This is a genomic window from Pedobacter hiemivivus, assembly GCF_004331685.1.
In the GTDB taxonomy this organism is placed as follows: Bacteria; Bacteroidota; Bacteroidia; order Sphingobacteriales; family Sphingobacteriaceae; genus Pedobacter; species Pedobacter hiemivivus.
This window is the reverse complement of record NZ_SJSM01000004.1, coordinates 302,043-318,220: the sequence shown is the minus strand read 5'-3', so window position 1 is coordinate 318,220 and position 16,178 is coordinate 302,043. Positions and strand designations below refer to the sequence as shown.

Sequence of the window (16,178 nt, the reverse complement as noted above, 5' to 3'; positions counted from 1 at the left end):
ATATTTAGACGAAGAAAATATGATATTTTAAACAAAGTAGCACTGATAAATGATTGGTACATTTGATATAATTTAACTTTGAGCAATTGGGTGAAATTGCATTGATTACAGGAGAAACCAATAATTAGTCTTATGGCAGAACAATATCGAAACAAATTTACAGACATTGTCTGGTTCGTTACAGAAGATAAATTATTTAAAGATGAGATCATTTTGGAATTTCACTCTTTTGTGAGAATCATTTCGGGTGAAATGAAAGTGATACAGGCGGATAAATCTTATTTATTTGCTGCCGGCGACACCCTGTTGTTCCCCCGTAACCAGCTTTCGGCAGTCATTAAGCGGCCTAAAGATGGACGACCTTACAAGGCTGTTGTATTTGGCCTGGCAATTGAACGTTTGAAGACCTATTATACAAAGCATAAATTCTACAGCACCAGCCCTCATGAACAAAAGGTGAAAGTTTATGATCCGCACCCGCTATTGGAGAGCTTTTTTGTGTCATTGCTGCCTTATTTTGATCTCAAGGAAAGACTGCCTGAAGATATTGCTACTATAAAAATGGAAGAAGGTATTTCAATCCTTCGTAGTATTGATAAAGATATAGACAGCCTGTTAACAGATTTCTCTGAACCGGGAAAGATCAGCCTGCCGGATTTTATGGAGAAGAACTATATGTTTAATATGCCGATGAAAAAATTTGCTTACCTAACCGGACGTAGTCTGTCTACATTTAACCGAGACTTTAAAAAAGCCTACCACATTACTCCACAACGATGGCTCACTCAAAAAAGGCTGGAGTTTGCCCATTACTACATCACTAAAAATAATGTGAAGCCAAATGATATCTATTTAGAAGCAGGCTTTGAGAACCTCTCGCATTTTTCTTCTGCCTTTAAGAGGCATTTCGGTTATCCGCCTATAGAACTGGTAAAGTAAATAGCCAAATCGTATACCAGACGAGGTTTGATTACTGGCGGTCTTTAAATTAAGAACATGCTTTTTATGACTTTATGAGTAAAGCAAATTTGACTTTTTAAACAAAGCGAGGAACAATTCGCGTCGCTACCTTTATCTCATAAAATTTATAAAAAATGAGAGCAATAGTCTTAAAAGAAATAGGAGCACCCGAAAACCTTGTATTGGCGGATGTTCCAATGCCGGTAATGGCGGATAATGAAGTTCTATTACAAGTAAAAGCCATTAGCATTAATCCTGTAGATGCATATGTAAGAAGGACAAAGGAGGCACTGGATCAGGTATATGCCTATAAAGGTACCGAAGAATATATTATACTTGGCTGGGACGTAGCGGGCATTGTGACGAAAACGGGCAAAGCAGTAAATAAATTTAAAATTGGCGATGAAGTATTTGGCAACTTCAAATTTTTAGGTCAAGCCAATGCTTACGCTGAATACGTGGCTGCGCCAGAGAAAGAACTGGTATTAAAGCCTGGCAACGTCAGCTTTGAAAGTGCTGCCGGAGCTACTATGGCAGCATTAACTGCATGGGTTTCTATAGTAAACCACGGAAATATAAAAAAGGGCGATAAGATAATTATTCATGGGGCATCAGGTGGCGTAGGGCATTATGCCGTACAACTTGCCAAATATTTCGGTGCATATGTCATAGGTGTTGCTTCTGAAGCAAACAAGGAATTTGTACTGGGCTTAGGAGCAGATGAGTTTATTGATTATAAAACACAAAAGTTCGAGGAAATCATTACCGATGCAGATATTGTTCACGATGCAGTTTGGAGTGAGGATTTAAATCATCTCGAGCGTTCTTTGAAAGCGTTAAAAGCAGGCGGAACTTTGTTAAGTTTAGTGATCTACCCAGACGAAGCGTTCAAGGAAAAGGCAAAAAAGGAAAAGAATGTTACCGCTCTGCATATAAGCGTAAGCCCTAATGAAACTTATGAAAATGATTTGGAATTTATTGCCGGTTTATTGTCCACAGGAAAAATAAGGACACATGTTTCGCATGTGTTTCCACTAGAGGAAATGGATAAAGCTCATACGATGATACAAACTAAAAATACTGTAGGCAAAATTATCGTTAAACCCTAAAGGGAATCATACATAATATGGGTCGGTATATTCGACCTATATTATATATGTTTTTTTAAAGACCTGCCCGGATTTTTTCGACTTTTCAGCTGTCTGGTATTTCGGGGGGCGGTCAATTTGGATATTTCAGAATGAAGTGGGCAAAATGAATGACGAACTTCCCAGGCTAATGAAAAACTTCTTCCCATTTAATTTAGTGGTGGGTAAAACTATAAAAGCTAATATTATGTAATTGCCATTATTTGTTTATAATTGCATAAGCGTTGAATAGGCTTCGGTTGAAATTCGAGATTGAAACTATTTAGCTTTATTAAAAGTTTGCATTTTTAGCGCATTTATGACAATTTATAGTAAATTTTCAGATGTAGAACTTACGTCTTTTTTAGTAAAGGGGGACCATATGGCATATGAAGAAATCTATAATCGGTATAATGCGTTACTTTATATTCATGCTTATAAAAAGTTAGGTAATCGGGAGCAGGCTCAGGATATAGTTCAGGAAGTTTTTATAACTCTTTGGGCCAAGCATAAGGAGTTGCTTGATATTGTTAATATGGGAGGATTTCTGTACACATGCATATATCATAAAATTCTGGATCTGATTACACATCAGGATATAAACCGCAAACACATCTCTCAACTATCGACATATTTGCGGTCAAAAAATAGTAATACCGATTTTTTAGTGAGAGAAAAGCAGTTGACTGTTATTATTGAACGTGAGATTGCTGCGCTTCCTTCGAAAATGCGTCAGATCTTTGAGCTTAGCCGATTTAAACACATGAGTCATAAAGAAATTGCCGAACAATTGGATGTTAGTGAAGAAACTGTAAAGAAGCAGGTAAAAAATGCTTTAAAAATTCTTCGTAATAAGCTGGGGTTATTTGTTTATTTGGTATTCCTGTTGCGTTTTTAGGTGCCTTTAATTCTTTTTAGTTTTTATTATTTTTTTTCTTACCCCTGGTCGATTTTGATTCGTCTTAGTTGTAAATAGTAGGAATTAATTATACCCTATAATTATGATTTACCAAGAATCTGAAGATATACTAGATAGATACCGGAAAGGGACAGCAACTGATGAAGAAATAGTTTTACTGCTTTCTTGGGTACAAGAAATGCAAGAGGTCGAAAATCCGACATTCACTATTGAGGAATTGGAGTCGAATAAATTCGAAATGTGGCAAAAAATAGTGGACACGAATAAGCGCAAATCCAAGAAATTGTGGCCAATAATTGCCGTTGCAGCTTCCTTTGCCATTACGATCAGTGCCGGACTTTACTATTATGGAAATTCTACAAGAGAATTCAGCTTAAATGATGTTCCTCCTGGAAAAAATACGGCAACACTTACTTTATCTAATGGTAGCAAGCTCGATTTATCAGATGTAGTAAATGGAAAATTAGCCACACAACATGGCGTTACGATCTCTAAAATCAATGAGGGGGAATTGCGTTATCAAACGCAAGTAGAAAAACAAGGCCTTAAACCAGAATACAACAGTCTTTCTACAGCTAATGGACAACAATATGAATTGGTGTTGCCTGATCAGACTAAGGTTTGGTTGAATTCCACTTCCGTTCTCAAATTTCCAACTTCGTTCGCAGGGTTAAAAAACCGTACGGTTGAGCTTTCCGGAGAAGCATACTTTGAAGTTTCTAAAGATCAAGAACATCCATTTATGGTTAAAACAGAAAAACAGCTTGTGGTTGTACTTGGGACCCACTTTAACCTAAATAGTTATGCCGATGAACAGGTTACCACTACTACATTGTTGGAGGGCTCAGTAAAAGTTATGTCAGTATTCAGTGGGATCTCTCAAACCATCAAGCCAGGCGAAAAAGCAACTAATACAGGTGATTCAATATCCGTTGAAAAAGCAAATCTACAGCAGGCAACAGCATGGAAAAATGGCTTCTTTCGTTTCACAGGTGAAAGCCTGGAAAGTATCATGAAACAAATTTCCAGGTGGTATGACGTCAAAGTTGTTTACCAAGGTAACCGCAATGATTTTGCTGCCCTCACTTTTCTGGGGGTAATATCCCGGGACAAAAACCTCTCGACTGTTCTGAAAACTATAGAGAGAACAGATAAAGTCCGCTTTACGGTAAAAGGGAAGATTATTACTGTCCAACTCAAAAATTAAAACCCGCTCGAGAAATAGTCAATTATCAACAAACTAACCAACCAACTAAATGAAAAAGAAAGAAAAAGATCCTTAAAGGCGGGACAAGTTCTGATCAAAAAACAGGAGCGCTTGGAACGCTCCTGAATAAACCGATCAATGAAATGTGAATTAACAACATTCTAAAATTGCTGTGAAGTGACATTGCCCGATGAAAGGAAGGCACTTCCAGCTTAATCAGTATTCAAATGTATAAAAATTTTACAAAACCCCTTTGTAGGCTTTTGGGCTACAAGGAGAAATCTCTTCGGATGTTAACCCTTGTTAATTTACAGGATGTGAAACGACCGCGGAAAGGGTTGAATCTTATTCTAGCAATGAAATTAATAGCGGTATTATTATTAACCGGAATGGTACATGTCAGCGCTGCGACCCTGGCGCAAAAAATAACCATTAACCGGAAGCATGTAAGAATTGAAAATGTGCTCGAAGAAATCGGAAAACAGAGTGGTTATAATTTTTTTTTAGATGTAAAAGCCCTGAAAAATACAAAGCCCATATCCATTAATGTGTACAATGTATCAATCGAAGAAGTCTTAAATCAGATTTTAAAAGGGCAGCCATTGGCTTTTACCATCGAAGATAAAATTGTCGTGATAAAAGAGAAGGAGTTTTCTTTTCTTGACAGGCTCGTTAGTCACTTCAATGATATTGATGTCAGGGGCACTATTCAGGATCAAAACGGTAAGGCTTTACGGGGGGCAACGGTGACAATAAAAGGAACCAAACGTTATATTTCGACAGATGAAGAAGGTAAATTTTCATTAACTGGAGTTGATGAAAAGGCAATTCTTGTAATTTCTTTTGTAGGCTATAAAACAAAGGAAGTTCAAGCTTCAAGCGTGAAAGGGCAGCTAACAATTAGCTTGGAATTGACAACTTCCAATCTTAAGGAAGTTGAGGTAACTACCGCATATGGCATTGTCCGCAGTAAAAAAGAGTTGGGCTATTCTGTTGCAAAAGTGACTGGAGAAGAAATTAACAAGGCAAACAGCGGAAATATACTGAATGGCTTGGTGGGAAAGGTTTCTGGTCTTAACATCATGACGCAAAGCTCTGAGATGTCACCCAAAATGAGGGTATTATTAAGGGGAATTCGTTCTTTCGGACAGTCAAGTAATAATCAGCCTTTGTTTGTGTTTAATGGTGCGCCACTATCCTTTGGTTCTGATGGGGAGTCGGCAGAACGTGCGATTGAATTTATCAATAATTTAAATCCCGCAGATATTGAGGATGTTACCGTGTTGAAAGGTGCCAATGGAACGGCAATGTATGGTCCTGAAGGGGTTAATGGGGTGATTCTAATCACTACAAAAAAGATCAAGCAAGGTGAATTGGCTGTAAATGCAAGGGTAAACTCCTCCTATACGCGAATGGATTTCAGGCAAAGAACAGACCAGCGCACTTTTGGTGTTGGCGATGACGTCAGCTTTTTTGGAGGGAAATCTGCTGATAGCTGGGGGCCCGCCTATGATGGAAGGATTATTTCCATAGGTTATCCTGATAAGAATGGAGAGTTTCAGAAAGTACCTTATAAGGATCTGGACGACCGTTATAACTTTTTTAATGTAGCGAGATCAACTCGTACCAATGTTTCACTTGCACAGGGTGATGCCACATCTTCATTTTACCTTGGCCTTGGACATACAGACCAAACTGGTTTATTACCTGGAGATAAGCAAAATCAGACTACCGTTCTGTTTAATTCCGTTAAAAAATTGGGAAAGAATGCGGATTTTCAGGTCAATATCAATTATTCAAAAATGGCTAGCGACAGGGGAGGTGATGTAACCAATAAGGTTTTAAATACACCAAGCTTTATTCCTTTGCTAAGTTATAAGGACTACAAAAATTCTTATTGGGGTGGACTGGATAATTACTGGTCAGGTAGTAATCCTTATGCTTCACTCGATTTGAGCAGGCAAAAAACCACAGACAATACTTTTACGGGTAGTTTTATAGCTAATGTAAAGGTGTTGCCCTGGCTTAGTGTTAAGGACCAGGTGTCACTCAATTATTGGGGGCGAAACCAGAAGAAGAATGCTGCTCCTGTAGTATTTTCTGATTTTGCAAGAGTAGATCCTTTTAAGGCACATGATGCTGAACCAAAAACCGAAGATTACCTGGGTACAACTTTAGGTTTCAATAATGATCTTTTATTGACTGCTATACATAAAACAGGTGATTTTTTGATCCGTGCAAACTTGGGGAATACTATCCGGGATAATTTTGAAAAGCAATTAAAAACCAACGCTACCTTAGTTATACCTGTTTATAACAACATCTTTTCCCGTTCTGATTTTGGTATTGGCGCGGACGAGGTAACCAGACAAACCAGGAGTATTTCCTTATTAGGGAATGTTTCCCTGGGTTATAAGGATAAGATATTCCTTGAACTGACCGGTCGTAATGAATGGGATTCTAAAAGAGCAAAGATAGCGCGGGGGAAAGACTTTTATTTTGGTGCAAATGCTTCCCTGGTGTTGAAGGAAATAGTTCCGTTGTTAAAAGAACAAGCCTGGTTGAGTAATTTTAGGTTAAGGTTGTCGGCAACACATACAGCCAACATGAACATTGAACCCAATCAAAGTGAAAGGATTTTAAATCTGACCTTCCCTTATCCATTTACCAATCCAAGTACGGGTAAATCTCTTCTTGGTTACGGTATTTTGACCAATCCAAATCCAAATATTAAACCTGAAAAGGTATTTTCACAGGAGTATGGTTTGGAAATGGGGTTTCTTGAAAACCGAATTCGTTTTGACGGAGCTTATTATAGCCAGGTCAACAATGGGGTGATTATGCAGGTTGGCGTTCCAAGCTGGAGTGGGTACCCTGATCTGGACAACGCAGGTAGGTTTAGAAATACAGGCTGGGAGTTTGATCTGGGGCTTAATCCATTGGTTGAATTTGGTGAGGACATTAATATTTCTTTATCCGGAAGATTTTCTATAAATAATAATAAGGTGTTGGAAGTTTCCGATATCTATAATGGAACTTTCATTGCAAGGGATCCTAGTGGAAATGCGTTTTATGCAAGGGTAGGGCATTCTGCATTTGAGTTTCCGGTTACGGACTTTAAAAGAGACCCGGATGGAAGGGTAATTGTAGATAAAAATACGGGTATGCCTACTGTTGATTATCAAAATCCAAAAATAATGGGCAAAACATTGCCAGTATATCAAGGTGGTGTTACACTTAATTTTACTTATAAGAGATTTACATTCAGTACACAGGCAGATTACTCTGCGGGAAATGATCATGGCTTTGGTTCTTCTACCATAATACAAGGTACCAGCGCACTTACGCTGCTAAACAACAGGGAGGTATTCGTGTTTCCCAATTCTGTAATAGAAGACAGTCCAGGTCATTTTGTAAAAAATACAAATGTTGCTGTTTCCAACGCAGGCAAAGAGCTTTTTTCCAAGTTCGCTGATGCCACTATTCATTCTATTTCCAGTGCCAATTATTGGAAAATCAGGGAAATTGCCTTGCAATATGAAATGCCGATAAAATCAAAATTGATAAAGAGAATGGCTGGTAGTATTTATGCCCGTGATCTTTTCTCCTTTTATCCGCATTCGAATATTTATGGAGACCCTGTATCGAGTAATGGTCCGGGACTCAAGACTAATCAGAACCAGGCAATTGGTCAAAGGCAACAAAGCCAGTCTAACAATGTTAGCGGAAGTGCTGCAGATACCAATGTTACCCCTGGGACAATTATTTATGGATTTACGTTTGGTTTATCATTTTAATCATTTAAAATTCAAAGAACATGAAACGAACTTATAAAATTATTATTACTTCAACCATTCTGATGAGTTCATTACTTCATAGTGGTTGTAAAAAAGGTTGGCTGGATGTAAATTATAATCCCCGTGAGTTAACTAATACCAATGCTACTCCGAACCTGATTTTACCACCTTTGCTGGAAGCGGCGGCTGCTATTCCATCCGATTTTGAAGTGCTTTCGATGTGGTTGGGTTATTGGGCAGGGCCTGCTTTGCCACCGGCATTGAATCTTACTAATTATACCAATATCCCCAGTGGAAGCGTTCCGAGTCAGACGCTTCCTTTCCTGGAAGATAAAGCTACTGCTTTAGGGCAGGATTTCTATTTGGGTATTGCGAAAGTTCTGCGCGCCATAGCATGGAGCAGGTGTGTAGATAAATTGAATGATGTGCCGTATTCTGAAGCTTTTAAGCAATCTATTTTAAGGCCAAAGTATGATGATGGTAAGTCTATTTACGAAGACCTGATGAAGCAACTGACTGAAGCCAGCGGACTGATTAAGAATGCGGAAGTTTCAAAGAATGAAAAGATAACAGAAGCGGATATTATGTTTCATGGGGATAAAGTAAAGTGGCTTCAATTTATCAATACGCTAAAGCTTCGCTTGCTGATCCATCAGGCCAACCGTTTGGAAAGAGCTGCTTATATTGCCAGGGAAATTCAGACGATAAAGGATCAGGGCTCCGGTTTTTTACCCATGGGAGTTGACGGTGCAGTGAACCCCGGCTGGAGTTTAACCATTAAAGTTTCTCTTTACTATGGATTATATTCGAGCAGTAATAATCGGGGGGGAGCCAGAGGCGATCTTTTTTCAGGGATAAATAGTGTTGATCTTGCACATGCGAATGAATATGGGCTTAATTTATTAAAGGAAGATAATGATCCACGTATAGGATTTATCTATTCTTCAGTTGATAAAATTTTACCTATAGGTGCTCCAGATCCATTTCCTCAGCCAGGTCCTGACACATTTAGAGGCAGTAGGTTTGGATTGCCAATTAACTCTTTTCAATATCCTTACCAAAACAGACAATACCTCTCGGCAGTTGGAGGTTCTCGTAATACAGATGTAGTATCTGCTACCTCTGCAGGAATTATTAAAGGTAACAATATGGATGCCTGGGTAATTACCAGTGTAGAGAATGCTTTTTTACAGGCTGAAGCAGTTTTCCGTGGTTGGTTATCGGGAGATCCAGAACAGGCTTACAAAATAGCATTAAGGGAATCTTTCAGGTGGCTCAATGTGGGCGGAAATAGCAACAATCCTGCACTTTCAGATGCCATTTTTGATCAATGGTATACTGCACAAGCTAGTAATCAGCGGGTAAACTGGGCTGCCGCTCCGGATAAATACAAAGTGATCATGTTTCAGAAATATATGGCATTGAACGGAATTGATCCGATAGAGACCTGGGTTGATTATAGAAGAAACGGACGTTTTCCAGATGTTCCGGTTTCTGTCGATCCAACAAGAATTGGAAATACAGTACCGATCCGGTTTGTATATACCAACGATGAGATCATCACCAATGAAGCAAATGTGAAAGCACTGGGTGAAATAAACATGTTTACCGGTAAAATCTGGTGGATGCCTTAATTCTTAATCCTTAAAAATGAAAGTAATGAAAACTTATATATTGATGCTGCTTACAGCTTGTCTGTTCACCAGCTGTCTTAAAACTGATGATGGTATTTTAGATTACCGAGGCATAGAACCTTTAGTCATTAATCCTAAAGCTAACTTTCCTTCAAAAGCAATTTTTGCTGCTCCGGCTGTAGATAGTGCATTTGGGGTAACAAGGTTGAATTTAACGGCCAAATATTCTTTTCAAAAGCCCGCACCAAGAGATCTTAAAGTAACTTTTACACGCGACGATGCTTTAATTGCCCAATATAACCTTGCCAACGGTACTAATTATCTGCCTTTACCCGCAGATAGTTATGAGATGAGCGGTACACAGGTGGTGATTGAGGCCGGTACACAAGAAGCTGTACTTCCTATAACGGTGATCCCGGCTAAGATCAGCGGGCCAAATAAATACATTATTGCCTTCTCCCTAATGGATGCTGACGGAATTAATATTGCAGAAAACTTTAAAAGTATTGTTTATACACTTAAAGGAAATAATGCTGTAGTAATACCTCCCATTGGTCCTGGAATTCCCATCGGTCCAGGACTTTCTCTTGGAGCGCGTCATAGTTATTAAATTATTGATAATAAAATACTTAATAAGTAATAAATGAAATCTTATATAAAAAAAATATCTGTTACAATAGGTCTATTCCTGCTTACTTTTAGTCAACTACTTGCTCAGGAATTGCCGCTTAATCCGGAAGTCACAAGGGGCAAGCTACCGAATGGTTTTACCTATTATGTGCAGAAAAATACCACTCAGAAAAAACGGGTAACGTTATACCTGGTCAACAAAGTAGGGTCTATACTGGAAACGGAGGAGCAGCGCGGTCTGGCTCATTTTATGGAGCACATGAGCTTTAACGGCAGCACACATTTTCCGGGAGCAACCCTGGTAGATTTCCTGGAAAAGGCCGGAGTTCGCTTTGGCGCTGATCTTAACGCTTATACTTCTTTTGATGAAACTGTTTACCAGCTGCCTATTCCTATTGATAAGCCGGAAATGTTAAACAGCGGTTTGCAGGTAATCCGGGACTGGGCTGCTGAAGCAACGCTTGACCCAAAGGAAATTGATAAGGAGCGTGGAGTTGTGCTGGAAGAAAAACGATTAAGAAACGGGGCACAACAAAGAATTCAGCAGCAAACTTTTCCTTATATGGTTAACCATTCAAGGTATGCAGACCGTGAGCCGATAGGAACGGAGGCCGTACTTAGAAATTTTAAGCCTGAAACCATTCGTTCTTTCTATAAAGACTGGTACAGGCCCGACCTACAGGCAATTATTGTAATTGGCGATGTGGATGTTAAAGATATGGTACAGCGCATACATAAATTGTTTTCAGATTTGAAATCCCCTGCAGTGCCTAAACCAAGACCGGAATATGCGATAGAGCTGAATGGTAAAAATCAATTCCTTGTAATCACAGATAAAGAAGCTCAGGGAACCATGATGCAGATCATGATCAAGCATCCGCATAAAAAGCTGCTTACTCATGCAGATTATATGGATTATATCAAAATGAATCTTTTTAACCAGGTTTTGGCGGCACGCTTTCAATCAGTTTCTCAAAAAAATGCAAGCCGATATATTGGTGTGAGTGCAGGATTGGCGCCATTCATGGCGAATGTTGATGCATTTACCGCAAATTTATCTGCTAGACCAGGCGAACTGGAAAAAGGATTTGCAGGATTCTGGACAGAGATTAGTAAAATCAAGGACCAGGGCTTTACTGCTGCTGAGCTGGACCTTGCTAAAATGCAATACCTGAATAGCATGCAGGCTATGGCAAGTGAAGGAGATAAAAAGCAATCTGCACAATATGCCCAGGAATATGTACGTCATTTCCTTAGTGGTAATGCAATTCCAGGTATAGCTAAAGAAGCTGAACTTACTGAAGCTTATCTGCCGACCATTAGTCTGGGCCACATCAACCAGATGGCAAAACGATACATCAGTGAGGTAAACAGGGATGTGATCATTATTGCCCCTGAAACTGCAAAGGCGGGATTGCCAGATGAGCATCAGGTAAATGAATGGTTTGCAAAGTATAGAACAGCAGTTACTCCTGTTGCTAATGCAACCCAAGAAAAAGCTGCATTAGCACTTGCTAAAATGCCAATGATCGCTGTTCCGCCGGTTAAGGGCAAAGTGGTTTCTTCTACAAAAATTAATGAGTTGAATCTTACTGAGCTAAAGTTTAACAATGGGGTACGGGTAATTTTAAAGCCAACGACCTTTAAGAATGATGAGATCAGTTTTACGGCTTTTAGTCCGGGTGGTACCTCAATATATTCCGATAATGACTTCCAGACCGCAACTAACGCAGCTTCATTGATTGTTGAAGGTGGCATAGGTGATTTTAATGCAGAAACACTCAGGCAAAAACTGAATGGTAAGCAGGCTGCAGTTAATCCGTTTATTGGGGAGCGTATTGAGGGAATATCCGGATACAGCAATTTAAAAGATCTAGAAACCGCACTTCAGCTTACCTACTTGTATTTTACTGAGCCACGTAAAGATACTGCGGCCTTTAATGCAACAATCAGCAGAGCAAGAGCTACATTGGCAAATCCTGTAAACACTCCTGAAAAACTGTTTAGCGATACTTTGAATGCAGTGCTGAGCAATTACCATTTACGTAGGAAGTCTGCTGAATTAGCAGATCTGGAAAAGGTTAATCTGGACAGGGCTTTTGAAATATATAAAGAGCGCTTTAAGGATGCTTCTGACTTTACTTTTGTAATTGTAGGTAACTTTGATCCTGTAAAGATCAGGCCATTGCTGGAACAATACCTTGGTTCTCTTCCTGCCACGGGCCGTAAAGAAAGTGCAAAGGATTTGGGTATACAGATTCCATCAGGTATCATTAAAAAGACGGTTTACAGTGGGGCTGAAGATAAAGCCACTGTACAGTTAATCATTAGTGGGAATTACGAGTATAGTGATGCGCATAACCTGCAACTTCAAGCCATCAAGCAGGTTTTGGAATTGAGAATGCTGGAAAGACTGAGAGAAAAAGAGGGAGGCGTGTACTCTCCAAGTATATCTTTAAATGTAAGCCATTCGCCAAGAACACGCTATGCTTTTGGAATTTCTTTTGGCTGTTCCCCTGCAAATGTAGAAATGCTGATTGCTGCAGTTTGGGAAGAGATTGCAAAAATTAAGGCCGAAGGGGCGTTGCCTGAAGATCTGGCAAAGTTCATAGCTGAGAAGAAAGTGGGACTTAAAAATTCATTGGAAACCAATGGTTTCTGGCTTAACTACTTGAGCAATCAATACCAGGAACAGCTTGACCCTAAAGAAATACTGAATTACAATAAAAATCTTGAGGATTTAAATTCAGCACAGCTTAAAACAGCAATCAATACTTATCTAGATGGTAAGAATTACATTCGTGTGGTCCTGATGCCTGAAGGCCAACAGCTTATTAAATAGATTTTTTAACCTTCAAATGTTCTAGCGGGCTTCTAGGTACCCTTCCGTAAGTGCGAAAGCGCGTGTTTTTAAAACACGCGCTTTTTTATTCTTATTTAAACAGATAAGTGAGGAATATACTCCGTGGAATGTATTGAAAAAACAGAACGAACTGGACAAAACAACTAATGGTACACCCTAAACGGGAATTTGTATCATACATTCCTCCTTTTGTATAAAGGTACCGCTGCATTGCTGCGGTACCTTTACATCATCAAAAAATATATACTGATGAAAAAGACAATTTTAATAACCGGAGCTTCACGCGGATTCGGAAAAATATGGGCAGAAGCCTTTTTAAAACGTGGCGACAATGTAATTGCTACTGCTAGAAATATTGACTCCTTAAAGGATTTAGCAGAAGCATATGGAAGTTCGGTGCTTACCCTTGAGTTGGATGTAACTGACAGGACACAAACTTTTGAGGTCTTGGGTAAAGCGCATGCTCATTTTGGTGTACTGGATGTGGTGATTAACAATGCGGGCTATGGTCTGTTTGGTACGATTGAAGAAGCCTCTGAACAGGAAGCGCGGGAGCAGTTTGAAGCTAATGTTTTTGGTACTTTATGGGTTAGTCAGGCCGCAATACCGTTGATGAGAAACCAGGGGCATGGGCATATCATTCAGGTATCTAGTGTTTTGGGCATAGCCTCAATTCCGAACCTGGGTTTATACAATGCTTCGAAATGGGCTGTTGAAGCCATGAGTGAAGCGATGGCAGCAGAGATAAAGGCTTTCGGAATTCATACAACTTTAGTTGAACCGGTTGGTTATTCTACTGACTGGTCTGGCGCTTCGGCTGTACATAGCAAACCTATTGATGTTTATGATGGACTGCGAGCTGTGGTGTACGAAGAACTGAAAAATATGCCCTTCGGTAATCCGGATGCTACTGCCGATGCGATCTTAAAAGTTGTGGATGAGGAAGTGCCTCCTCTTCGTATTTTCTTCGGTAAGACTGCATTGCCTTGGATAAACCAGGTTTACGCGGATCGGTTAAGCCAGTGGGAAGCATGGAATGAAGTATCGGTGGCAGCACACGGTTAAGTAAATTTAAAGACAGTTTTAAGAAAAATCTATGTTGTTTGACGTAGGTTTTTCTTATTTTGTAAGTATAGAGCTATGAAACATTTTAGAACAATTAGTGAATTATACAGTTTAAATGGCTTTCCGGCACCGGAAAACCCTTTGTTAGGCCTGATTACCTGTTCGCAGTTAAACGCCTGTTCGCTTGCTTATACTGAGTTTACAAGCGATTTTTATATGATTGCGCTTAAAAAAATGAAGTCGGGCACCTTTCTTTATGGTAAAACAAAATATGACCACGATAACGGCTCTCTATCTTTTGTAAAGCCAAGGCAGATTATTAAGCTCGAAAATATTGAACTGGAAGAAGAAGGTTTTATCATTTATATCCATGAGGATTTTTTGCTGAACCATGCGCTCCATGTCGAAATCAAAAAGTATGGTTATTTCGATTATGAAGTAAATGAAGCTTTGCATTTGTCGCCCAAAGAGGAGGAGATCATCTGGGATTTGTATCGCAAAATTCAGGGAGAATACAACAACAATCAGGATGAATATACCAAAGACATCATGATTACTCATATTGACTCCATCCTGAAATATGCACAGCGGTTTTACAAGCGACAGTTTTTAAACCGGAATGTATTTTCCGGAACCATTATTTCTAAGTTCAACGATACTTTAAAGGCGTATTTTGAAAGTGGAAATCTGGAAAAGGAGGGACTGCCAACTGTTAAATATATGGCGGAGCAATTGAGTATTTCGGCTCGTTATTTGAGTGATCTGCTTAAACAGGAGACAGGTAAGGCAGCTTTGGATCACATCCACCTTTTCTTAATTAATGAGGCTAAAAATATATTGATGAGTACGGATAATACGGTTGCGCAAACTGCTTATCAGCTGGGCTTTGAAAATCCTCCTTATTTTTCAAGGCTGTTTAAGAAGGAGGTCGGTCTTACTCCGGTTCAATATAGAGAACAGTTTTTGAACTAAAATAAAACTATGTGGTATCAACCCGCTCGCCCATGCCATCTGGACAGGGACGAGCTAGTTGGTTTAGTACACTACGTTTCCATATTTGCCAGCATGAAAATCATGATAGGCCTCGGCAATTTCTTGTTCGGTGTTCATTACAAATGGGCCCTGTGCTACAACAGGCTCGGTATATTCTGCTCCGCCGAAAAGAATGATATCAATAGCTGATTGTGAAGTGTTGAAGACCTCAATTGTTCCCCGATCCCTATCAAATTTAATGAAGTCGCCAGCATTGAACCGGGTTTCGTTGATACTCGCGCCAGATTGCAAAAGAAATGCGGCATATTCTAGCTTTTCTTCCGTTTGAAGAACAAACTGTTTTCCAGCCTTCAAATTTACATGGAATAGAAATTGCTCGGAATAGCTGGGGATCTTAGAGACCATGTTTCCATATGCTCCCGCAACAACTTTTATCCAACCGCTGTCCTCAGTCAGTTCCAGGTACGGAATTTCTGATGCCTGAACAGCCATATATTCGGGCTCTTCTTTTTTGGTTTTTGCAGGCAGGTTTATCCAGAACTGGAAGCCGTGTATGTAAGGACTTTTTGTTTTGGAATCTACATTCAATGTTTCATCATGTATGATGCCATTAGCTGCCTTCATCCATTGTGCGCCACCAGAGTATATGGTTGCCCGGTTGCCGCGACTGTCAAAATGTTCAGCTTCTCCCTGTAGTACGTAGGTCAATGTTGCAATGCCGCGGTGAGGATGGGCTTTACCCTCGTTGGCCCTCATTACCTCCTTTTTAACAACTGGCAAAACGTGGTCGAGAAAAACAAAAGACCCAACCTTATTGGCATATCTGTTGGGCAAAACCCTGTTGATCATGATTTCACCAATATCGGCCCTTTCTCCCTGAACGTATGAAATTATCTGCTTTTTCATTTCTGGATCTATTAAATTATTTACTGTACAATAATAGACCAAGCAAAGTGCAGAAACGATGACATTTCTCATTTAAT

At 39.5% G+C, this 16,178-nt stretch carries 11 protein-coding genes; 10 read left to right on the top strand and 1 reads right to left on the bottom strand.

Features of this window, described 5'->3' with window-relative positions:
• Positions 1-132: 132 nt before the first annotated feature.
• The 10 genes from EZ444_RS09920 (at position 133) to EZ444_RS09875 (ending at position 15,174) form a co-directional block, all read left to right on the top strand.
• Positions 133-939 carry a helix-turn-helix domain-containing protein gene (locus EZ444_RS09920; RefSeq protein WP_131608573.1) on the top strand — a complete coding sequence of 269 codons (807 nt, stop codon included), beginning with the start codon at positions 133-135 and terminating at the stop codon, positions 937-939.
• Positions 940-1,094: 155 nt separating this feature from the next.
• Positions 1,095-2,069 (top strand): NADP-dependent oxidoreductase, encoded by a 975-nt coding sequence (locus EZ444_RS09915; RefSeq protein ID WP_131608572.1) that lies wholly within the window; start codon positions 1,095-1,097, stop codon positions 2,067-2,069.
• 400 nt (positions 2,070-2,469) lie between these two features.
• Positions 2,470-2,985 (top strand): RNA polymerase sigma-70 factor, encoded by a 516-nt coding sequence (locus EZ444_RS09910; RefSeq protein WP_235884518.1) that lies wholly within the window; start codon positions 2,470-2,472, stop codon positions 2,983-2,985.
• A gap of 103 nt (positions 2,986-3,088) precedes the next feature.
• Positions 3,089-4,213, top strand: coding sequence for a FecR family protein (locus EZ444_RS09905; protein ID WP_131608570.1), 1,125 nt, complete (start codon positions 3,089-3,091; stop codon positions 4,211-4,213).
• A gap of 356 nt (positions 4,214-4,569) precedes the next feature.
• Positions 4,570-8,010 (top strand): SusC/RagA family TonB-linked outer membrane protein, encoded by a 3,441-nt coding sequence (locus EZ444_RS09900; RefSeq protein ID WP_165503577.1) that lies wholly within the window; start codon positions 4,570-4,572, stop codon positions 8,008-8,010.
• Positions 8,011-8,030: 20 nt separating this feature from the next.
• On the top strand, positions 8,031-9,644 hold the full coding sequence (locus tag EZ444_RS09895; protein ID WP_131608568.1) for a SusD/RagB family nutrient-binding outer membrane lipoprotein: 1,614 nt from the start codon (positions 8,031-8,033) through the stop codon (positions 9,642-9,644).
• A gap of 25 nt (positions 9,645-9,669) precedes the next feature.
• On the top strand, positions 9,670-10,254 hold the full coding sequence (locus EZ444_RS09890; protein ID WP_165503576.1) for a DUF1735 domain-containing protein: 585 nt from the start codon (positions 9,670-9,672) through the stop codon (positions 10,252-10,254).
• A 33-nt stretch (positions 10,255-10,287) separates the two neighbouring features.
• Positions 10,288-13,116, top strand: a complete 2,829-nt coding sequence (locus EZ444_RS09885) for a M16 family metallopeptidase (RefSeq protein WP_131608566.1) — start codon at positions 10,288-10,290, stop codon at positions 13,114-13,116.
• A gap of 270 nt (positions 13,117-13,386) precedes the next feature.
• On the top strand, positions 13,387-14,202 hold the full coding sequence (locus EZ444_RS09880; RefSeq protein ID WP_131608565.1) for an SDR family NAD(P)-dependent oxidoreductase: 816 nt from the start codon (positions 13,387-13,389) through the stop codon (positions 14,200-14,202).
• A 75-nt stretch (positions 14,203-14,277) separates the two neighbouring features.
• Positions 14,278-15,174 carry a helix-turn-helix domain-containing protein gene (locus EZ444_RS09875; protein WP_131608564.1) on the top strand — a complete coding sequence of 299 codons (897 nt, stop codon included), beginning with the start codon at positions 14,278-14,280 and terminating at the stop codon, positions 15,172-15,174.
• Between the two features lie 63 nt (positions 15,175-15,237).
• Here the strand turns inward: EZ444_RS09875 and EZ444_RS09870 are convergent, their stop codons facing one another.
• The gene (locus EZ444_RS09870; RefSeq protein WP_131608563.1) at positions 15,238-16,101 is read right to left on the bottom strand and encodes a pirin family protein; all 864 of its coding nucleotides are present in this window, start codon (positions 16,099-16,101) and stop codon (positions 15,238-15,240) included.
• Between the last annotated feature and the right edge of the window lie 77 nt (positions 16,102-16,178).